17 protein-coding genes are annotated in these 21,484 nt (G+C 45.6%); 13 read left to right on the top strand and 4 right to left on the bottom strand.

Translation table 11 applies throughout. From position 1 onward, the window contains the following. The first annotated feature begins 42 nt into the window (after nt 1-42). The 12 genes from KIT51_15790 to KIT51_15735 all read left to right on the top strand — a co-directional run bounded on the left by KIT51_15790 (nt 43) and on the right by KIT51_15735 (nt 9,964). Nucleotides 43-609: a YeeE/YedE family protein gene (locus KIT51_15790; protein UYN86306.1), complete on the top strand. Its 567-nt coding sequence runs from the start codon at nt 43-45 to the stop codon at nt 607-609. An 18-nt stretch (nt 610-627) separates the two neighbouring features. Continuing rightward, nucleotides 628-1,140, top strand: coding sequence for a YeeE/YedE family protein (locus KIT51_15785; protein UYN88610.1), 513 nt, complete (start codon nt 628-630; stop codon nt 1,138-1,140). 36 nt (nt 1,141-1,176) lie between these two features. Further along, nucleotides 1,177-2,250 carry a c-type cytochrome gene (locus KIT51_15780; protein UYN86305.1) on the top strand — a complete coding sequence of 358 codons (1,074 nt, stop codon included), beginning with the start codon at nt 1,177-1,179 and terminating at the stop codon, nt 2,248-2,250. Between the two features lie 8 nt (nt 2,251-2,258). Then, on the top strand, nt 2,259-3,683 hold the full coding sequence (locus KIT51_15775) for a hypothetical protein (GenBank protein ID UYN86304.1): 1,425 nt from the start codon (nt 2,259-2,261) through the stop codon (nt 3,681-3,683). Between the two features lie 114 nt (nt 3,684-3,797). Further along, on the top strand, nt 3,798-4,202 hold the full coding sequence (locus KIT51_15770) for a DsrE family protein (GenBank protein UYN86303.1): 405 nt from the start codon (nt 3,798-3,800) through the stop codon (nt 4,200-4,202). A gap of 10 nt (nt 4,203-4,212) precedes the next feature. Next, nucleotides 4,213-4,602 (top strand): rhodanese-like domain-containing protein, encoded by a 390-nt coding sequence (locus KIT51_15765; protein UYN86302.1) that lies wholly within the window; start codon nt 4,213-4,215, stop codon nt 4,600-4,602. A gap of 35 nt (nt 4,603-4,637) precedes the next feature. Then, the gene (locus tag KIT51_15760; protein ID UYN86301.1) at nt 4,638-6,443 is read left to right on the top strand and encodes a 5'-nucleotidase C-terminal domain-containing protein; all 1,806 of its coding nucleotides are present in this window, start codon (nt 4,638-4,640) and stop codon (nt 6,441-6,443) included. A 19-nt stretch (nt 6,444-6,462) separates the two neighbouring features. Continuing rightward, the gene (locus KIT51_15755) at nt 6,463-7,074 is read left to right on the top strand and encodes a LysE family transporter (protein ID UYN86300.1); all 612 of its coding nucleotides are present in this window, start codon (nt 6,463-6,465) and stop codon (nt 7,072-7,074) included. Nucleotides 7,075-7,081: 7 nt separating this feature from the next. Beyond that, nucleotides 7,082-7,477, top strand: coding sequence for a DUF983 domain-containing protein (locus tag KIT51_15750; protein UYN86299.1), 396 nt, complete (start codon nt 7,082-7,084; stop codon nt 7,475-7,477). After that, a complete protein-coding gene (locus tag KIT51_15745) occupies nt 7,474-8,073 on the top strand; it encodes a class I SAM-dependent methyltransferase (protein ID UYN86298.1) in 600 nt (199 codons plus the stop codon). Before KIT51_15750 ends, KIT51_15745 begins: the two co-directional genes overlap by 4 nt. A 77-nt stretch (nt 8,074-8,150) precedes the next feature. Further along, complete coding sequence (trxA, locus tag KIT51_15740; protein UYN86297.1) at nt 8,151-8,474, top strand: thioredoxin; 324 nt, start codon at nt 8,151-8,153, stop codon at nt 8,472-8,474. 86 nt (nt 8,475-8,560) lie between these two features. Further along, the gene (locus KIT51_15735) at nt 8,561-9,964 is read left to right on the top strand and encodes an MBL fold metallo-hydrolase (GenBank protein ID UYN86296.1); all 1,404 of its coding nucleotides are present in this window, start codon (nt 8,561-8,563) and stop codon (nt 9,962-9,964) included. A gap of 78 nt (nt 9,965-10,042) precedes the next feature. On the opposite strand, the gene KIT51_15730 is transcribed toward KIT51_15735, so the two are convergent. Next, on the bottom strand, nt 10,043-11,686 hold the full coding sequence (locus tag KIT51_15730; protein UYN86295.1) for a S8 family peptidase: 1,644 nt from the start codon (nt 11,684-11,686) through the stop codon (nt 10,043-10,045). 433 nt (nt 11,687-12,119) lie between these two features. On the opposite strand from KIT51_15730, the gene KIT51_15725 reads away from it, so the two are divergent. Next, nucleotides 12,120-15,206: a caspase family protein gene (locus KIT51_15725; GenBank protein UYN86294.1), complete on the top strand. Its 3,087-nt coding sequence runs from the start codon at nt 12,120-12,122 to the stop codon at nt 15,204-15,206. Nucleotides 15,207-15,244: 38 nt separating this feature from the next. Here the strand turns inward: KIT51_15725 and KIT51_15720 are convergent, their stop codons facing one another. The 3 genes from KIT51_15720 to KIT51_15710 are packed head-to-tail and all read right to left on the bottom strand — an operon-like array spanning nt 15,245 to nt 21,294. Then, nucleotides 15,245-16,399, bottom strand: a complete 1,155-nt coding sequence (locus KIT51_15720) for a PorP/SprF family type IX secretion system membrane protein (protein ID UYN86293.1) — start codon at nt 16,397-16,399, stop codon at nt 15,245-15,247. Between the two features lie 6 nt (nt 16,400-16,405). Then, nucleotides 16,406-17,515, bottom strand: a complete 1,110-nt coding sequence (locus KIT51_15715) for a hypothetical protein (GenBank protein ID UYN86292.1) — start codon at nt 17,513-17,515, stop codon at nt 16,406-16,408. Then, a complete protein-coding gene (locus KIT51_15710; protein UYN86291.1) occupies nt 17,515-21,294 on the bottom strand; it encodes a tail fiber domain-containing protein in 3,780 nt (1,259 codons plus the stop codon). Before KIT51_15710 ends, KIT51_15715 begins: the two co-directional genes overlap by 1 nt. Nucleotides 21,295-21,484: the final 190 nt, after the last annotated feature.

Raw genomic sequence — 21,484 nt, 5'->3', positions numbered from 1 at the left:
ACCTATTTTTGTATTTAACTTGGTAAAAACTATACTGTTCCTATGCTAGAATTTATTCGTCAACCGTGGCCCTGGTATGTTGCCGGAGCCCTTATTGGTCTTACTGTACCGGCATTGTTGTTATTGGGTAATAAACATTTCGGTATATCCTCTTCGTTGCGGCACATTTGTGCGGCTTGTTTGCCCGCCAATATCTCTTTCTTTAAGTACAACTGGCGCAGGGAAATATGGAATTTATTTTTTGTGGGTGGTGTGCTGTTGGGTGGATTGGTGGCTACACAATTGCTCAGTAATCCCGACCCAATTCAGGTTTCGGTAAAAACGGTTAATGATCTTGAAGCATTGAATGTAGCGGTGGATAATGAGCTGATGCCGGCTTTCATTTTCAGTTTTGAGAACCTGTTTAGCCTAAAGGGGATGGTGTTTTTTGTGCTGGGCGGATTTTTAGTGGGCTTCGGAACACGTTATGCCGGTGGCTGTACATCCGGTCATTCCATCATGGGATTGTCAACTTTACAATGGCCTTCGTTGGTGGCTACGTGTTGCTTTATGGCCGGTGGCTTTGCCATGGTTCACCTTATTTTTCCCTGGCTGATGAAATTATTTTAAACGTTGAAAGAAAAAATTATGCAGAATACAACAGAAGAATTTGTAACCAATCCGCTGGTGCTTGAGCACCCGATAGAGTGCGAAGCACCTAACGATCAGCTTACGCGTGAAACACCCATTGCGTCCAATCTTAAGTACATGGTAGTAGGCGTTCTTTTCGGGATTGTTTTTGTGAAAGCAGAAATAATTTCCTGGTATCGCATCCAGGAAATGTTCCGGCTTCATTCCTTTCATATGTATGGTGTTATCGGAACAGCCGTGGTGGTGGGGATGATCTCCGTATGGTTGATAAAGAAATTCAAAATCAGAACGATGCAAGGTGAAGAAGTGGTGTTCCATAAAAAGGATTTTCATTGGGGCAATGTTATTGGCGCCTCCATGTTTGGGTTAGGCTGGGCGATAACCGGTGCTTGTCCGGGACCATTGTTCGCACAAATAGGCAGTGGTTTTTTAGTGGTGTTGGTAACGTTGTTAAGCGCTATTGCCGGAACATGGTTTTACGGATTACTGCGCGATAAACTTCCGCATTAAGATTTTAGCCCAACAAGTTGAAGCAAAGTAACGGCCATGAGCAAGCCTAACAGTTCATCAGACGCTACCCTTGTCAAGCTAACCGCAACACTGGTTACGTTGATCTTGGTGATGGTGATGCTGGTTGTGGCCATGGTGGGTTCATTATTTTTTGCCCCGGAGGTTACAGCATGGTTTTCAACCGATCGTGAAGCCATTAAGCCGAAGTTGACAACAACCAACGGTTCAACCATTCCGGATTTGTGGCGTGCCCCTGACGAGTCAACGATTCCGGGCGATGAAGCGGGTGACCTTATCCGTTACGGTAAGGAGCTAATTGCACACACGGCCGAATATTTGGGACCCAATGGAAAAGTAGCGGCCATGAGCAACGGCATGAATTGCCAGAACTGCCACCTTGATGCGGGCACTAAGCCCTTCGGGAATAATTATAGTGCCGTGGCTTCAACCTATCCCAAGTACCGTCCGCGTTCCGGTACGGAGGAGACCATCGAGAAGCGTGTGAACGATTGCTTTGAACGTAGCCTGAACGGTTCTGCACTGGACAATGACAGTAAGGAGATGAAAGCTATTGTTGCTTACATCAACTGGCTGGGTAAAAATGTTCCGAAAGGGGAGAGCCCTAAAGGTTCAGGACTTGTTGAACTTATTTACCTGGACCGTGCCGCCAGCCCTGAAAATGGCAAAGTAGTATATGAACAGAAATGTGTGGTGTGTCATGGGGCAACCGGTGAAGGAATTCTCAACCGGGAAGGAACAGCCTGGACCTATCCGCCATTGTGGGGCGCAAAGAGTTATAACCTGGGTGCTGGCTTATACCGCATTTCACGCTTTGCCGGGTATGTAAAAGCAAACATGCCGTTAGGTGCTACCTACAATGAACCGCAACTTACCGATGAGGAGGCCTGGGATGTTGCCGCGTATGTGAACTCCCTGCATCATCCGGTTAAGGACCTTAGCAACGACTGGCCCGATATTTCTAAAAAACCAATCGATCACCCGTTCGGGCCTTTTCATGATGACTTTCCTGAAGAACAACATAAGTACGGGCCATTCAAGCCCATTGTTGAGAAGCGAAAAATGTTGAACAAAGCTGTTGCTTCCAAATAAGTGAACTAATGCGCTGGATTTTACCTCTATTATTCATCGTGAATTTCATTGCCGGAAAAGCACAACACCAAGATCCCAGTTGGTCTGCCCGAAGGGCAATCATCAATCAACAATGCATTGAAAATGACAGTTTGTGCAATGTGTTGCATAAACTAGGCACGTTTGAAGGGCATGTGCGAAGTTTTTTTATGGGCACCGTTAATCATCGCGATTATCCTGACTATTACGCACAGGGCATTGGCGGTGGCCTGGGATATTATTCACCAATTATCAAAAATTTTCAGGTGGGTATGTCGGGGTTTATTATCTATAACCTTGCATCCTCACACTTGGGCCCGCAGCCTCCCTACCTTAATCGCTATGAAATCGGACTTTTTGATGTTACTAATCCCGATAATCACGAAGACCTGGACAGGCTTGAAGATCTTTACATACGGTATTATATCTCGCAGGAAAATAAATCATACCTGCAGGTAGGTAAGTTTCATTTAAAAACCCCCATGATCAATTTGCAAGATGGCCGCATGCGGCCCAACCTGCAGGAGGGGGCCTGGGCTGAGTTGAATGAATGGAAAAAAGTAAGGTTTAAAACAGGGTTGCTGTGGCAAACATCACCACGCGGTACCATACACTGGTATGGTATGGGAAATTCGGTGGGGGTGTATCCTATGGGAAGAGCTGTAAATGGCAACAAGGCTGCTTATGCAGGCAATATCAGCACTAAACATGTTTTTATCGGTCAGGCAGAGCTACTTCCGGTAAAAGGATTGAACTACCAATTGTGGAATTATCATGCCAATAACCTGTTCAACATGGCTTTGCAAAAAGTTGAATTCAGAAAAAAGAAACCATCCGTAACGTGGATGGCCGGCCTTCAGTATGCCTGGCAAAAATCATTGTATGCCGATACGCTTTCCATTGAAAAACAATACATCGGTGCGGATGAGCAATCGCATAGCTTTAGCCTTCGCGCCAGTGCAATTAATAACAGAACAAGTGAAGAATGGAATATTAACTATACACGAATTACCGCCCATGGGCGGTTCTTGTTTCCGCGCGAGTGGGGCGTTGAATCCTTTTACACGTTTATGCAACGCGAGCGTATGGAAGGGATGGGCGATGTACATGCCATGATGGTGCAGAACAACCGCCTGCTCGACAAACAAAAGCACCTGTCGCTGCAAACCTCGGCCGGTTTGTTTGTACTGCCCTCGGTGGCCGATGCACGCTTGAATAAATATACCCTGCCATCTTTTTACCAAATGAACATGCGCATGCGGTACAAATTCAGTGGCTTTTTACAGGGCCTCCAGGCCGATGTACTTTACCTGTACAAAGGCAACATGGTTAGCGGCCTTGAACAAATACCTTCTTATTATCACAATAAGGTGGATACGCACCACGTGAGCTTTGTGCTGGATTACTATTTTTAAGCGTAATATCCTACAGCAGGATAAGCAAGGATAAATGCAAATTCAACTGTAACTTTCGTTACATTATCGAAACAATAATTTGACGAATTTTACACCTTCTATTTCCTGAATGTTATGAAGCCATTCGTGGTATTTTTATTCATTGTAATTCCCATCGCTGTTTTTGCCCAGCAGCCACCGCGCGTGGTCATGCACCTGCAAACCAACGATACGCTGGTATACCGATCAATCGTTAACCAGGTTAGCAACATGAAAAAAGAAATACCTGACGTTGAGATTGCCGTGGTTTGCCACGGCCCGGGAATGGACTTCATGTTGAACACAAAGTCAACGTATATAAACAAGCTTGAGAAAATGAAGTTAAGTAATGTATCCTTTATTGGATGTGAGTTTACCATGAAACAAAGAAACTTGACTAAAAGTGATTTGGTGCCCTATGCCAAAACAGTACCTTATGCCCTGGTGGATATTGTTAAGAAACAACAGGATAACTGGATTTATGTAAAACTTGGATTTTAAAAACAATATCATGAAAATTTTAAGGATACTCATTTTATTCCCGATCATCGCCCTAACCGTAAGCTGCCAGGGTCAAACCGGGGTGCAAAAACTTGCGGTAGAAAGTTTTGAGAAGAAACTTCAGGCTACGGGCGATAAAATCATCCTGGATGTACGTACGGCTGAAGAGTTCAACGGAGGGCACCTTGTCAACGCCACCACTATCGATTACTACAGCACCGATTTTAAAAACCAGGTTAACCAGTTGGATAAGTCCAAGCCCGTTTTCGTTTATTGTGCGGCAGGGGTACGCAGCGGTAAAGCTGCAAGCATACTTTCGCAACTTGGTTTTAAAGAAGTTTACGATTTGCAAGGTGGTTTCAACGCATGGGCAGCCGCTCGTAAACCTGTTGAACGCTGATTTTATTTCCATCATTAACTCATTAAAAATTCGCCATGGATCATTGGAGCGATTGTACGTGCTATTCTTGTCAAGCGGAGGCTGTATCTGAAAAGGAGAAAAAGCTACACGTACAAATTTCTGATGCCAGCAGGCGTGAGTTTCTTAAGAAAGCAAGCGGTTTGGGTTTAGCCCTTGGTGTTGGCGGTGGACTAATTTCTCCTTTGGCGGCATCTGCACTGAATAACGGTGATGGTGATGCAAAGCAAAACGAAATTTTTGGCAATAAATCGGTTACGGCAGGTAAAACTTCAGTCGTAACACTTTTACATACAGCCGACATCCATGCGCAGTTGCTTACCCATGATGAATTTTTCATCGAGAATGGTAAACCGGTTTACAAAAAGCGTGGGGGATTCGCCACGCTGAAATCCATGATCAATTCGCTGCGCAAAGAAAACCCGGCCAATACTTTTTTAATTGATGGTGGCGATTGTTTTCAGGGGGGCGGTGTTGCAGCCCTAACCGAGGGGCAGGCTATTGTACCGTTAATGAATGCCATCGGATATGACCTGATGCTTCCCGGAAACTGGGAAGTGGTGTACGGTAAAGAAATGATGATGAAAGACATGTTTGCTTATACTTGCCCAAAGGTGTGCGCCAACATGTTTCATGATACGAAAGATAATTTTAACGGTGATTTGATATTTCCACCTTACTATGTGAAACATATTGGTGGTATAAAGATTGGTTTTATCGGGTACAATGATCCGCTCACACCCAAGCGCCAGTCACCTGCCTATAGTGAAGGCATTCAATTCACCCATCCTCATGAGAATATAGCGAAGTATGTTACGATATTAAAAGAGTACGAGGGGTGTCACTTGGTGATGTTGCTAACCCATATGGGCCTGGCACAACAAATCGGGTTGGCGGATATGCCTGCTATTAAAGGTGTTGATTATATCCTGGGTGCCGATACACATGAACGTGTGCGTGATCCCATAACCGGAAAGTATGCGCGGGTTACCGAACCGGGTGCATTCGGATCGTTTGTAGCTCGTTTGGATATTGCCATTGAAGATGGCCTAGTTAAAGATCAGGCTTATCAATTATTAGATGTTGATCCGGACCGGTACAAGGAAGATGAAGAAATGAAGGCGTTGGTTGAAAAAGCGCGTGAGCCTTATCGTGCCCGCCTGGATCGTGTAATCGGTAAAACTAAAACACCATTGGTGCGCTACTACGTTATCGAAACACCTATGGACAATTTTATTACCGATGCTATAATGTGGAAGTTTAAACCGGATATTGCATTGAGTAATGGTTTTCGGTTTTGTCCGCCATTAGTACCCGACCCCAAAACCGGGGTAGCGGAAATCACAGAAGACTATTTATGGAGCATGTTGCCGGTAGACAGTGAAGCAAAACTTGGTACCATTACCGGCAAACAATTGTGGGACTGGATGGAGAAAGAATTGCACAACGCTTTTGCGAAAGACCCGGCCAAACGTTTTGGCGGATGGGTGGTCCGTTTTAAAGGAATGGAAGTGAATTTTACCATTGGCAATGAACAAGGCAAGCGCATAAACTGGATCAAGGTTAAAGGAAAAGCTTTGGATATGAACACAAGCTATACGTTTGTTGCCTGTGAACGGGAGGGTGATCCGGATACAACCATTTGCCGCGTAGATGACGTGGCTGAACCGAAAAAACTGGGCATTACCATGCATACCGTTATAGAAGAATATTTAGCAAAGCATTCGCCCATTTCACCTAAACTTGAAGGCCGCGCTACGGCAACTGATGCGCCAAATACGTTGCTTACCCAGCTTATGGGTTTTGGTTATGAATTCCGTTAATTAGTAGAGCTTTTTCATTTTGATCGTACAGGTTTTCATAGTTGGTGCAGTGTTTAGTTTCCTGGGATCCATACCGCCCGGCACACTTAATTTGCTTGTGCTTCAAATGGGCCTTGAGCACCGGATAAAAGCTGCCCTGCGATTTGCCTTGGCAGTGGCCATTGTTGAATATCCTTATGCGTGGATTGCCGTTGAGTTTGAACAACTCATCACTTCTTCACCGGTGGTTATGCAAAATTTTCAGTTATGGGGAGCCATTATCATGACCGTCATTGGTATTGCCAGCCTATGGAGTGTACGAAAGCCAACAGCCATTTCAGTTAAACTACAAGAGAGTGGATTTAGACGAGGAATAATTTTAAGTATTCTTAACCCGCAAGCCATTCCCTTTTGGATTGCGCTTACGGCTTATCTAAAGTACCAGGGTTGGATTGATATTAGTACAGGTTGGCGGTTGCACAGTTATGTGTTGGGTACATCGGTAGGGGCATTTGCTCTGCTTTCTTTACTCATCTTTTTGGCGCACCGCATTGCTTCATCTTTCCGGGACAACCGGTTACTTCGTATGATTCCCGGCCTGGTACTGCTCGGGTTAGGTATTATTGGGTTTGTGCGTTATTTTTTCTTTTAATTTATGATTGTCGCTAAAGGAACGAAGCTTTACAGCATACTCCATCACCGATGTCCGCGTTGTCACAACGGAAAATTATTTTCGGAACCGGCTTACAGCAAACATTTTTCGAAAATGCCGGAGCAATGCCCTTCTTGCAGATTACACTACAACCCCGGAGCCATCGTTTTATACCGGAGCTATGTATGTTAGCTATGCCTTGCAGGTAGCCTTATTCACTACGGTATACGTAGCGTTAAGGGTGTTGTTTAACCCATCAACCGAAGTCTATATTATTACCACAATGGCATTGGCTGTCTTACTTTTACCGGTAACCTTGCGGCTGTCGCGTGCCATTTACATAAATTTTTTCTACTCGTATAAACGTGAGTTTGATAAAACCTTAAAGGCAAGGTTAGAGTGACAAAAGAATTTTGGAATAATCGCTACACTGAGCACGACACCGTTTATGGTGATCAGCCCAGTCAATTTTTTAAGGGACGTATACAACAATTAACGCCCGGGCGATTACTGCTTCCAGCAGAAGGTGAAGGACGAAATGCAATCTTTGCTGCACAAGCAGGTTGGCAAGTGGATGCCTTTGACTATAGTTCAGTCGCTGCACTTCGCGCGCTTGAACGAGCATCCAAAAATGGAGTAGCAATTAACTATACCGTTCAGGAAATTGAGTTCTGTAGTTTGCCAAAAAATACTTACGATGTTATTGGTTTAATTTATGTGCACCTCATGCCGGGAATCCGAGCGGCTTTTCATGCGCAATGCGTGTCTGCGTTGAAACAGGGCGGCACTTTAATACTGGAAGGTTTTTCGAAAGAACAGTTACACTTTTCCTCCGGTGGTCCTAAAAACGAGGCAATGCTATATTCCAACGAATTATTGGTGGACGATTTTCAAGGCTTACAGGTAACTAAAAACACGTTGGAAATGAGGGTGTTAAATGATGGCCCTTTTCATCAGGGAAAAGCCGCTATAATATATTTTGCAGGCGTGAAGGTTTAATCCTTTCAGCAGTGTAACCAAAATCACAGAAACTATTTTATTTCTGGTGTAGTTTTGTAGCAGATTGAAACTATTTTATGGAGCAGAAGAAAACCTTCAGCGAGCTTATCCGAAGTGAAAAACCGGTTTTGGTCGATTTTTTCGCCACCTGGTGCGGGCCTTGCCAAATGATGCAGCCTATTTTACAGGAGTTGTCTTCCCGTGTTTCGGATAAAGCAACCATCATTAAGATTGATGTGGATAAAAACCCTCTGATTGCAGGCACGTACCGGATACAAGGCGTGCCAACCCTTATGCTGTTCAGGAATGGCGAAGTATTGTGGAGGCAATCGGGCGTGCTTAATGCCAATCAATTGGAACAAATTATCAACCACTTCACTGCCGAAAGCGTAGTGAAATAAGTCATTCAAAAATCCCGTTACGCGGGATTGATTACCTTTGTATTAGATGAGTTTTGCCGATTTTGTAACTACAACTTTAAAGCGATATGTATTTTCAACACGTTTACGACAAAAGCCTGGCACAAGCCAGTTATTTTATTGGTTGCCAAAAAGCCGGTGTCGCCATGGTGATTGACCCCAAGCGCGATGTGGACACCTACCTGGAAATTGCCGCACAAAATAAAATGAAGATCACCCACATTGCAGAAACGCATATCCATGCCGATTTCCTTTCCGGATCGCGTGAGCTTGCTGCGTTGACCGGTGCACAACTTTATCTATCCGATGAAGGAGGTGAAGGCTGGTTATATGAATTTCCGCATAATGGTTTGAAAGATGGCGACTCGTTTATGGTGGGCAATTTAAAGTTCGATGTATTGCACACCCCCGGACATACGCCTGAAAGTATAAGCTTTTTACTGACAGATACACCCGCCAGCCCTGAACCGGTAATGTTGTTTACGGGCGATTTTGTGTTTGTAGGGGACGTTGGAAGACCCGATTTGCTGGAAAAAGCAGCCGGTGTAACCGGAACGAAAGAAGCCGGTGCAAAGGAAATGTATAAATCGGTTCAACGGTTTAACGCTTTACCCGATTACATTCAGGTATGGCCAGGCCATGGGGCCGGATCAGCATGCGGTAAGGCGTTAGGGGCAGTTCCCAGTTCAACAGTGGGTTATGAAAAAATACGCAACTGGGCGTTCCAATATCAAAAAGATGAAAATGGTTTCGTAAAATATTTGCTGGAAGATCAGCCTGAGCCGCCAAAGTATTTTGCGATGATGAAAAAGCTTAACAAAGTTGATCGCCCATTGCTTACGGAAGTTCCTAAACTCAAAAAACTAAGTGCTGCTGAATTTAAAACGTCTTTCGATAGCGGTGTTAAAGTTATTGACACACGCTTAAAGACTGAATTTGCCGAAGGCTTTATTCCCGGCACGTACAACATCCAGGGAAATAATTCTTTTGCTACTTGGTGTGGATGGATTTTGAACTACGATGAGCCGTTTATTTTAATCGCTGAGGAGAGCAAACTGGAAGATCTTACCCGCAAATTGATGCGCATAGGCCTGGATAATATTTACGGCTATGTGGAGAGCGTAAAGGTTTGGGGAGAACTGGGTAACAAACTTGAAAAAGCAAATATTATTTCCGAGCCTGAACTGAAACAGATCATGCAATCCAACCATACACAGTATGTTGATTTGCGAGGCGAAGCCGAATATAAATCGGGCCACATTAAGGGTGCTGACCATGTGTTTGTTGGTACGTTGGAAAAAAACCTGGATAAAGTTAAGAAAGATCAACAAGTTGTGATTTTCTGCCAGGCAGGTGATCGTTCATCCATTGGCTACTCTATACTCGCGCGTAATGGATATAAGAACGTTAAGAACTACAGTGGAGGAATGAGCGAGTGGATCAATAAGGGAAATCCGGTAGTAACGGAATAATTTTTAAGAGTTGAGTGAAACAAAAAGGCCCCGATAAACATTCGGGGCTTTTTTGTTTATGAAGTTAACTGTGCCGAATTATTTATCCACAGTCTTGCTAATAGTCATTGCCAGTTTTACAGCCTCATAGGCATTTACCAACCCGCCTGAACGGCTCAGCTTACTGAAATCAACCGCTTCTTTTCCACCGGGTGTTATCACTTTCAATCCATCAAACTTGCGCGTAGATTGATTTAAGATTTCTTTTACCTGATTGGCCGTAAGGTCGGGGAAGTATGACATGATGATGGCAGCAACACCGGCAGCGGCAGGGCTTGCCATACTGGTACCCTGGTTGTTTTTATACCCGTTTTCCGGAATGGTCGAATAGATTTCAACGCCAGGTGAAAATAAATCAACTGACTTTTTTCCGTAGTTGGAGAATGAGGCTACAAAGTTTTCATCGGCACCCCAGGAAGATGCACCAACCTCAATCCAGTTTTTGGCTTCTTTACCATCATTGTAGAAACGGGTAGGGAAATTTTTCTTTACATCAATGTCATCACCATCGTTACCGGCCGCGTGTACCAACAGCACGCCCTTCGACTCTGCATATTTCACAGCTTTATCCACCGCTTCTTTTTGGGGTGAGTACGATTTCCCAAAACTCATATTGATGATGTGTGCCCCGTTATCAACTGCATAAAGTATGGCGTTGGCCACGTCTTTGTCGCGTTCATCGCCATTAGGTACAGCCCGCACCGCCATTATTTTCACATTGTCGGCAATGCCTTTAATGCCTAAATCATTTTTGCGGTTGGCGGCAATAATACCAGCTACATGTGTTCCATGTTCAGCATCGGGGCCCTTAACATCGTTGTTTCCATAACCCTTTTCGTAAAGGTTGTTATAGTTATCGCCAACAATATTGCGTGGATCAAACTCGGTGTTGTATCCATAAAGGGCTTGCACACGGTAATAATCAACTGCCCCTTTTAAGTCTTCCAGCACTTCATCCACATCCACATCGGGCCCGAAGTTTTGAAAAATAATGGAGACGGCATTTTTCGAAAAAGCGATTACCGGGTTAGAAGGTTTCAGGGTATCCAGCAAAGCAGGGGTCACCTTTTTTACATTGTAAATACTTTTGAGGGTATCGTTACCAAAGTTGATGTTGGTAAAAATGGTGTTGTACTGATTGTACATTTGTGTGGCCTCCTGGCTGCGCTTTTCGAATTTACTTTTCAGGTCTTTGTAGTAAGCGTATTCAGCCTGGCTTTTCTTGGGTACTTTCTTCTCATCCACGTTGTCGTATTTGGGTTTTAGCCTCACGTACTCGCGGGTAAGTTCGTAGGTATCCTCATTTACGTTACCCCCTTTACCGCCAATGAAATTCCATCCGTGCACATCATCTACGTATCCGTTTTTATCATCGTCAATGCCGTTGTCGGGTATTTCACCTTTGTTCACCCAAATAACATCTTTCAGGTCTTCGTGAAAAATATCTACCCCCGAATCGATAACCGCCACGATTACCGTGCGGCTTGGCCTTCCTTTCAATAGGGTGTTATAAACACGTTCGGCACTTACGCCTTGCACCCGATCTGTTTCCGGATCGAGTAAAAACCAGTTTTTAGGCACTTTTGTGCTATCCTGGTTTGTTTCAGCACCTTGAAAAGCGTAGGATTTTTTTGCCGAAATGCTCAACAAAACAATGAGCATCATCCAAAGTTTATTATGCATAGTAGTTTGATTTACAATAGTTAAGGCGCGCAAGGTAAAAGTTCTTCTAGTAATTTCCTTAAAAATTATCCCGGTGGCTGATGCTTGCAAAACCATGCCAAAACTTACTTCTGTTATTGAACGGGGCACATTAAAATGCCATTAAAAGAGATTGCACGCATTTTTGTATCACCAAACAAAACTGAGGGGGAGAAATTATGATATACCTTGCCGCATCTACTGTTTCACTTTTTTATGGCATCCTTTTCTACGCTTCTGTTCAGCTAACCAAATCATCCGAAGGGTCGCCCGTACCGGAATTGCGCGGTAAACGGCCCTCGATTATGCTTATCTTTAGAAAAGCCTCTGTTTAGCCTTTTTCAGGCCTGTTTCTGCCTTTTACCGTTCGCTGTAAAAAATTGGTAATTTTACATTCTACCAATTTCCTGCAGTTATGGCTACCCGATACATTTTAACCATAATAAGCTTGTTTGTGGTAACAAGCATGTTGGCACAAGCTCCCCGTATTGTTATTAACCCCATGGGGCATTCGGCCAAAATACACAACCTCATTTTTACACCCGATGGCAACCGAATTATCTCCATTTCCGAGGATAAGACCATTCGTATTTGGAATGCCAACAATGGGGAAATGCTCCGTAAGTTCGAATCGCAAATTGGCGATGGCTGGGAGGGCATGCTGTATGCATCAGCCCTTTCGCCCGATGGCAGGCTGTTGGCGGTGGGTGGTTACCCGGTAAGCACTGAAAAAGATAATTACATCGTACTCATTGATATTGAAAAGGGTGTGCAGATAGGCACGGCTATTGGCCACACCAATGTTATAAACAGCCTATCATTTAGCGGATCGGGGATGTACCTGGCCAGCGGCAGTGACGATCGCACGGTGCGCATCTGGAAGATGGATGGTTCGCCCATGGTAAAATCCATTGCCACTATTCCGGTGGGTTCGGCTGTTACCAGTTTGAGTTTTAATGCCCGCACGCAGGATTTGGCAGTGGCTGCCGAAAGCAGGGATGTGCTGGTATATGGCTTGCAAGGTCTTGAAAAGGGAACCACCAAATTTGTACCCAAGCTGCTGAAAAAGCATAAGGGCATGCTCAATAAGGTAGTGTACTCCCCCGAGGGTTCTTACCTGGCCAGTTGCAGTTTTGACAGTGAACTTATTTTATGGAGTGCTGAGGGGGCAATTGTTAAAGAGTTTGCCAATATAAAGGAACCAATAAACGCCCTGGCTTTTTCGTACGATGCAAAAATATTGGCCGCACTGGATGTTTCAGGTAAAGGAACCAGCTACGCCATTCCGGGGGGTACCCGCTTTACTGATTTTCTGGCGCACGATAATACAGTGTTCAGTGCAGCTTTCTCTCCATCCTTAACCGGTAACTACGTAGTGGCTTCGGCCGGGGGCAGCAACAACGAAATTTATCTGTGGAATCCGATAAACGGATTGATTGTCCGAAAAATAAAAGGAAAGGGAAGCGCCATTTATCACCTGGCTTTTGGTGAGGGGCATGAACTTTTCATTAGTCGTGAGTTCAACAAGAGCGGTAAACCTAAATATTCAAGCAGTTTTGATTTTGCATCTTTTTCCATAAACCGAAACCCTTCAAAGAATCCGCTTCAGCGAAGCCAACCAAAAGATGTTGTACAAACCGGGGTAAATACAATTTCGTTGCCGAAAGGAAAAATGGTGCAAACCCGTGAGGCAGAAGATGGCCGGATTTTGGATTACCAGGTACTTACCGATGGAAGTGTGGTAGTGGCCAGCGATTTTTCCCTGAAGTTATTTGATAAGAATGGTTTCCTGAACAAAGAGTTTATCGGGCATTCCGGTGCAGTGCGCACCATTGCCGTTAGTTCCGATGGGCAATACATTGCCTCTGGTGGTGAAGATCAATCGATTATTTTATGGAAACTTTCGGAAACAGGATTTGCCCCCAGCCTTCGGAGTATTTTTGATACACCCGAGTGGGTAACCTATTTTAACTCCTTACCCATCGACTCGTTAACGAAGGAGCCAACCAAAAAGGCCTGGCAGGATGTAATAGCTTTTATGAAAGCCAACGGGCAAAAAGCCGTGAAGGAAGTAGAAACGCAGTTTAAGTCGTTGGGCGAGGTACTCATACCGTTTGCAACCCTGTTTTTAACAGAGGATAACGAGTGGGTATGCTATACACCGCGTGGTTATTTTACCTGCTCATCATCAGGCGGACAGTACTTTGGCTGGCATGTAAACCGGGGCATTGATCAATTGGCAGATTTCTTCACTGCCGAACAATACTTTGAAGTGTTGTTCAGGCCGAAGGAAGAAATGAGCAAAAGTATTTTACAAGGTAAACGGGTGGAAGACATTTTGCGTGAATCCGGTCAACGCATTTTTGATCTGGGTAAACTCCACCGCCCCTCGGTTGGGTTTTTTGATGTTTCGGTAACGATGAAATCAACCGACTTACTTCGTTACGACAAGGGCAAGTTTCTGACCCAGGCACGCACCATGCCGCTTACTGTTGAGGTTTATGATGGTGGTGGTGGTGTGAAAGAAGTCAACATTTATCAAAATGATAAACTCATCATCAGCGACAAAGAAGTGAAGACCAACGGTGAGGGCGAAAAGGTGGTAAAGACCTATGCGGTTGAAATGGTTAATGAATTAAATGAGTTTAAAGTAAAAGTAGTCAACTACCAAAAAATTGAATCGCGCACCGATGTTTTGCCGATCGAATACACTGGCGATGTTATTGCAACATCTTCACTGTACGTGTTGGCGGTGGGTATCAACAGTTATCAGAATACCTCATACAACCTCAATTATGCCAAGCCTGATGCACAAAGTTTTACCGAAAAAATCCTGGAGCATGGCAAGGGTATCTTTAAAACATTAAACCGCATGGAGATTTATGATAAAGATGCCACCCGCGAAAACATTTTAAAAGCATTTAAATCCATAACCGCACGGGCACGGCCGGAAGATGTGTTTGTGTTTTATTATGCCGGTCACGGTACTTTAGATGAAGAAAACAACAATGAGTACTACCTGGTACCAACCGATGTTACCAAATTGTATGGCGATCCGGCACAGCTGGAGGCAAAAGGTATTTCGGCTACGGAATTGAAAAATCAACTTACCCAGCTTAAGGCACAAAAACAGATTATTTTAATGGATGCCTGCCATTCGGGCGGTGCTGTTAAAAGCTTGAATGTGCGTGCCGCTGCAGCGGATGAGAAAGCCATTGTTCAACTGGCACGTAGCTCGGGGGTGGTGATGATGGCCTCTAGCGGCACACAACAGTTTGCAACCGAGTTTGAAGTATTGAAGCACGGTGTATTCACGTACGCGTTACTGGAAGCCCTGGATGGAAAAGCCGATAACGGTGACGGAAAAGTTACCGTAAACGAAATAAAAATTTACATGGAGGAGCGCGTGCCTGAATTAACAAAAAAGCACGGAGGCAAAGCGCAATACCCAACGGGTTACATCACCGGCAACGATTTCCCGATTTCGATAATCAATAAATAGTGAAGTGTCCTGCATTTTCAAATATGCAGGACAATATCTTACCTTCTCCGTTTAGCCGGTGCCTTCGATTTGTATTTTGCCGGTGCCTTGCTTGCCGGTTTTTTATTGTACGCTTTTTTGCGTGGTGCCGAGCTTTTCTGGTTCATGGAAAGCTTCTTCACATTCTGGTACCGGTTATTAGGGGAGTAGGGCGTTAGTTTTTTCTGCTTGCTTTGCAGTTGCTTCGGGTTACGGGCTGAGAATTTTGCTGCAGGGCTAAGGGTTTTTCTACGATAGGCCATTGAGCTTTTGTAATCCGACTGGAAGCGCTCCTTATAGCTATTATCGTTAAAATCGAAGCGTAGGGTTATTTCATTGGCTGCACCGACAAAGCCACCCAGGTTGCTGGTAATCATTTCGCGCGAATACCCTATAAGCAGGTGCTTGGATGGTTTGAAACCAATGGTGGCATTAAACACATTGCCTTTGCGCACGGCCGCACCACCCAATATTTTATTGTTGTAGGTGTAGTACAGGCCTATATCGTAAGTATCGTTTGTTTCAGAAAATTTCCGGAAAGCAACATAGGGCTCAAACAAATCATCGCCACCCCGCACGGGAATCATGCCCTGCACATAGCCCGAATAATAATTTGAGAGGTTCGTATTCTCCTTGTTTATCCATGCAGTAGACAACCGGTTAATGGCAAAGCCTGCTTTCGCAAAACGTGTTTGATAATTCAGGCCAAATGAAAAATCATAGGTCGGGTCGCCATTTTGTAATTGCATGAGCACCGGATCCACTTCAAACGTTGTGGTATTGGATGTTCCGTTTAACCGTGAAATGTTATACTCGGCAGAAACACCAGCCGAAAGTATATTGAATTTGTTAAAGTGGAGGTGGTAAGCAAACGCAGCTGAAGCGTAGGTATTTCGGATAAAGTTTACATCCTCCTGAAACAAATTTACACCGCTTCCGAATTTATGTTTGGCGATGGGCGTGTGCAAGCTGATAAAATGATTTTGCGGGGCACCCGGAACATTCGAATAGTTTTGGCGGTACGAATAGGTAAGCGAACCAAAGGTATGGCCCGCCAGGGCCGGATTGTAGATAAACGAGTTGGTTAACTTTTGCGTAAACAGCGGAATATCCTGGGCGCTGGCAAAGCCGATCGTGATCAGCAACAGAAATACAGTGAGTAGCGGTTTTTTCATGTTGCGTTATTTTAGGACAGTGATCATCTGCGTTACTTTCTGCACGGGCGATTCGGGCGTGAGCTGAAACTCCAATACGCACACATAATTACCCGGGCTTAACCGGCTGAAATCAAAACCATCGGTGTTGGGGTTTATGGGGTCATCGTAATTCCTGAAATTCTTCCAGGTTTTAACGGGTACTCCCCAGCGATCGAGCAGGGTAACTTTATTATCGAAGGTGTACTCAACGTTTACGATCTTTAACTGATCATTAATATTGTCGGCATTAAAAGGAGTGATCAGGTCAAGAATGCGGATGTCTACCCGTTCACCAATGCCAAGCGTAAGAATGGGTTTGGTGGCTGCTAAAAAACTGGAAACAAAATCACCGCTTACGCCTCCCCCCAGGTTTATGGCTAAGGCATCATTTTCATCTTCCGCATGCACTACCACCAACTGTGCAGCCCCATCTACTGACGAACCGGGTACATACAACGATGCGGGCGAGCCCCGGAAAGTACCACCTGATGTATTGATGCGCCAGTGCCGGTTGTTGGCCACTTCACTTACATCCAGCGGCAAGGTTAGGGACACGCCACTGTTGAAGGCACGCACCCCAATTTCAACATCCCCATCCTGAACATTATTGAGCGACATGGGCAGGTAAGTTGTCCCTTCACCTAACGGAAAGAAGCGAGTGCCCACACCGCGTTGGTAAAGGGTTCCGTTTACATAGCTATTAGGATTTCCGGCTAGTATTGCTGAACCTGTATACACTATTCGGCCACCATTTACCGGGGCTAAACTCGGCACCAATAATCCTTGTCGGAAAGCTAACTCCCGTGTTATAGTCCAGGCACCCTCCATGCTTTTATTTCCACTGCCGGCAAGTGCCAGGCCGCCTATCGTTACCGGTTGAGAGGTAGTGAGCACCTGGTTGCCACCGGTGAGTTCAATGGTACCCTGAAAGTTAAAGCGTGTGCTGGCATTTCGAATAGCCCCGTTGGTAGCCATTACGGTAGTGGCTGACGATGAGAATTCGGTCGATGCTCCCAGAGTAATTTGAGCAAAGCCTATTTGCTTAACGTTAAAAATGAAACTGCCCGTTAGCAGAAAGCAAATGAGCCTTTTCATTAGTCTTGCTTTTTAGCGGTCATTCCCAACACCCGTTTAATGGTATCAATCTCCTTGGCCAGCTTTTCTGTTTCATCAGCGTAAGCAGCATTTTGCGCCTTTAGGTTATCAATAATTTGCTGTTGTTCCTGGATGGCTTTGATAAGCACAGGCACCAGTTCGGTATAGCGCATACCCAGCAATTTTTCCTCATCATCACCAACGGTTACAACATCAGGTATTATGTCTTGCACCTCTTGTGCAATCAACCCCAGCGATGTGTTTTCTAAGCTATCGGATTTGAGTATGTAGGAAACAGGTCTTAGAGCCATAACTTCTTTAAGACCATACTGGAGGTTATTGATGTTCTTCTTTAATCGGAAATCAGAAGAAACATTAGGGGCAACAGTAGTAAATAACTGGCCCCAACGTGCTGTTGATTGTCCTAATGTAGGGGTTGGGTTATCCGTATTACCGGGTGTAAAATTTCCCGCATTCATTAAATACATGAGGCCCATGGTGCCATCAATGTCGCCACGATGAAAAGTCAATATTCCAAGTTGTGGCACAACGCGCCAATCTACTGTTCCGGTACCGTCAAATTCAATTCCTGAAGATGCTAAGGTACCCGTGGCGGTAATCCTCAGGTATTGTGTGCCGGAACCCAGGGCATGGATTATCCTGCCTGGTGAGTTGGTACCAACCCCAAGACTACCCTGCACCACCAGGCTATTTGCCGGGGCAGCTACCGTTGCGTAAGAAGCACCAATGGCAGCATTGCCTGAAACTGAAAGCTTGTTAGCAGGAGCGGTTGTCCCAAGACCAACATTACCAGATGGATTGATTACCAATCGGTATGCCAACCCAGTATTATCCCAAATACCAAACGAACCAGCGCCCATGGTTGCCCCGGCACCTGTTGAGCCAATGATGTCATAAGTTCGGTTACCCGATGCTGGATTTGTAAACCTCAACGTTGAGCCCGCGCTGGCTGCGGTTGAATTGAAGACTACCTGACTTACGTCCCAATCGGTATTTTGAACATGTAATTTTCCGGCTGGCGTTGTGGTACCAATACCCACATTGCCATCATTCGTAATCCGCATTCTTTCTGACGGAGCCCCCGAGCCAGCAAGGGTTGTTGAAAACGTAATCCTTCCGGGCACGCTCGTGCCCGATACGGTTCCATCAACAGAAAAATCGATGCTGCTGCTTAGGTTATACGATGAAGCGGTACGTCCTGCTGCTGAAAACCCGGCCAGGTAATCACCATTGGCCACGGCAGCCGGTGCGGCCAGGGAACCTTTTGATCGGATGAAGTTGATACCCGGGCCACGCGAAGTTGTTCCGGAATGTCCTTCCAGCGTAACAACAGAACTACTACTCACGTCTCCTGCAACGTGCAGGAAGTTGCCCGGGCTTGTTGTTCCGATACCTACGTTGCCATCGTTTTGAATGGTGAGGCGGGGGCCATTAATGTTAAATTTCATTTTGTTGGCATCGATTCCATCCCATTCAATCCATGCCCCTCCCGCGCCATTTTGTGAAAAGCCATAAAATGGACGCCCGCCTGTTTGGGTGTCGACATACATACCGCCATAAGCACCCGAGGCAGCACCCGTACCGATGGAAAACCGGTCGGCCCCGGTAATGGCCGTTGTTCGGTTAATGCCAAGGAATGTTCCATTGTCAAAAATTTGGGAAGCGGTTAATCCGGTTCCATCACCTTTAGGGACTATGTTTAGTGTTGAGAACCCAGAACCGCCTGAAGGATTTTGCCACGTAGGCACTCCGGCAACGGTGGTTAATACTTGTCCATTGGTTCCGGGAGTAAGTTTAGCCGGTGCAACGCCCGATGCGATTTTCGCATCCGTTACGGCCAGGTTTTGAATATGGTTTGTGGTTACGGCACGGTTGGCATCCACCGAGGCATCACTTTGAAGTTTGGTTGATGTAACGGCATTATTGGCCAATTGCGTGGCACCAACACCACCATCGGCAATGGCGATGGTTCCGGTGGCAGTAATCGGCCCTCCCGTTAAACCTGTGCCGGTGTTCACTTGGGATACTGTGCCACCACCCGCAAGTACAACCGGTGTCCATTGCGTTCCATTAAATTGATACACACTGTTGGTTGCCGGTACCGCTGCAGAAACCGGCCTGCCGCGAAAACCTTGAACTGTAATGTTTCCGTTGGCGCTGTTCAGTGTGGCATCTTGCCCAACGGTTACGCTTGAATTGTTTGAACCATCACCTACCAAAACCTGGCCTGGGTTTAAGGTAGGTACTCCACCACCGCCTACATTATCGACTGCCGGCTCCCATTGGCTTCCACTCCATTTTAATACCTGGCCTGTTGTAGCGCCTGACTGAAGGATTTTTGAAGGGGCTACATTAACAATCTTAGCATCCGTTACTGCGGCATCAGAAATGTTGGTTGTTTGTACGGCATTTACCGCCAGTTTGGTATTGGTAATGGCACCCGCGGCCACTGCAGGATTGGGGTAAGTTCCGGTAAGGTCACCGCCCGCTGCACCCGAGGCTATTGGTGTTTGCCAGGTGGGTGTTCCACCAGCTATGGTGAGCACCTGGCCATTTGTTCCTGCTGCCAAACGCTGTGCCGCGCCCAGAACACCGCCAACAATCAGATCACCTGAACCAATCATGGGATTAACAAAACCGGTAACCGGGACTTGCCACGTAGGCACACCGGCCACTGTGGTAAGTACCTGACCGTTTGCCCCGGCTGTTAGTTTAGACGGGGAAACACCGGTGGCAATTTTTACATCGGTTACAGCATTATTGGCAAGCTCTGTATTACCAACACCACCGGCTGCTATGCTTATTGTACCTGTTGTAGTTATCGGTCCACCGGTTAGTCCTGTACCGGTTGACACGTTGGTTACTGAGCCTCCTCCTGCAAGTGTTACCGGTACCCAGTTGGTTCCGTTCCATTGCAGTATTTGATTAGTTGTTGCACCTGATTGCGCGAGTTTATTAGCTGTTATTGTAACGTTAGCGATATCCGCACCGGTAATAGTACCATCTTGAATTTTTGTGGTTGTTACGGCATCATTGGCCAACAAGGTATTGTTAATGCCGCCAGGACTAATGCTGATCACCGGAGTTGTGGTTGGCGTGGTTACAGCAATAGGTGCTGTTCCCGAAACGTTTGTTACTGATCCGCCTCCGGCAGCAGCCTGAAATACCCAACCGCCATTGCCACTGTTGGCGGCCGGATCGTACACCAGTACCTGAGCGGAGGCCGGCAAATTGGCCATCGTTTTTCCCCGCAAGCCTGTTACCTGCAGGTTTCCATTAGCACCCACTACATCGCCACTTAACGTGGCATAGCGCCAGGCACCACTTTCAAATACCAGAAAAGCTCCATTGGATTGCGTGCCTGCTGCAATGTTGGTGGAAGCTAATAATGTTCCGCCTGGTGCTGTTAATAACCTCAACAGGTTCCCGGAAACTTCCAGGTGAAAGGTACCACTGCCACCTGAACCACCGCCCACTTCAACCCATGTACTGTTGTTACGATACCACACCTTTTTGTCGGAATTATCGTACACAATCATACCTTCATCGGGCGAAGCCACGGCAGATTTATTAGTTACGGTAGGAAGTATTAAGCCCTGGCTTCCATTGCCATTCAACCATAGTATGGCATTTGTTTTGGTGGTGGCCGATCCGATAGCTACTTCGTTTTGCGCCAAGGTTTTAATGTGTGAAAACCACATTAGCAAAATCAGCAATACCCAAAAAGAAGTCCGGACAGAGGAGTGAAGAGTCTTCATGATTAAAGCGTTTAGGTAAATTTGAAGGTTAATTCAATATACTTTGAATTAGTAAGTTAGCGAATTTGCATAAAACGGAAAGGTTGGCTGATGTGTTACTTTGAAAAAGGCGCAATTGGTAAAATTGGCAAAGCTTTTTACCTTTGCCACCCCTTCCTCAGGATTGAGAAATACATCGAGGGATGTTCTT

Source organism: Cyclobacteriaceae bacterium, assembly GCA_025808415.1.
Lineage (GTDB): Bacteria > Bacteroidota > Bacteroidia > Cytophagales > Cyclobacteriaceae > UBA2336.
Note: the sequence above shows the minus strand (reverse complement) of the source record. Positions and strands in the feature narration are given on the sequence as shown.

Coding starts and splice junctions, on each gene's coding strand:
- KIT51_15720 (UYN86293.1), bottom strand. CDS start 16,399: ATGAAAAAACCGCTACTCACTGTATTTCTGTTGCTGATCACGATCGGC.
- KIT51_15760 (UYN86301.1), top strand. CDS start 4,638: ATGGATCATTGGAGCGATTGTACGTGCTATTCTTGTCAAGCGGAGGCT.
- KIT51_15725 (UYN86294.1), top strand. CDS start 12,120: ATGGCTACCCGATACATTTTAACCATAATAAGCTTGTTTGTGGTAACA.
- trxA (UYN86297.1), top strand. CDS start 8,151: ATGGAGCAGAAGAAAACCTTCAGCGAGCTTATCCGAAGTGAAAAACCG.
- KIT51_15790 (UYN86306.1), top strand. CDS start 43: ATGCTAGAATTTATTCGTCAACCGTGGCCCTGGTATGTTGCCGGAGCC.
- KIT51_15780 (UYN86305.1), top strand. CDS start 1,177: ATGAGCAAGCCTAACAGTTCATCAGACGCTACCCTTGTCAAGCTAACC.
- KIT51_15775 (UYN86304.1), top strand. CDS start 2,259: ATGCGCTGGATTTTACCTCTATTATTCATCGTGAATTTCATTGCCGGA.
- KIT51_15710 (UYN86291.1), bottom strand. CDS start 21,294: ATGAAGACTCTTCACTCCTCTGTCCGGACTTCTTTTTGGGTATTGCTG.
- KIT51_15785 (UYN88610.1), top strand. CDS start 628: ATGCAGAATACAACAGAAGAATTTGTAACCAATCCGCTGGTGCTTGAG.
- KIT51_15730 (UYN86295.1), bottom strand. CDS start 11,686: ATGCATAATAAACTTTGGATGATGCTCATTGTTTTGTTGAGCATTTCG.
- KIT51_15715 (UYN86292.1), bottom strand. CDS start 17,515: ATGAAAAGGCTCATTTGCTTTCTGCTAACGGGCAGTTTCATTTTTAAC.
- KIT51_15770 (UYN86303.1), top strand. CDS start 3,798: ATGAAGCCATTCGTGGTATTTTTATTCATTGTAATTCCCATCGCTGTT.
- KIT51_15765 (UYN86302.1), top strand. CDS start 4,213: ATGAAAATTTTAAGGATACTCATTTTATTCCCGATCATCGCCCTAACC.
- KIT51_15735 (UYN86296.1), top strand. CDS start 8,561: ATGTATTTTCAACACGTTTACGACAAAAGCCTGGCACAAGCCAGTTAT.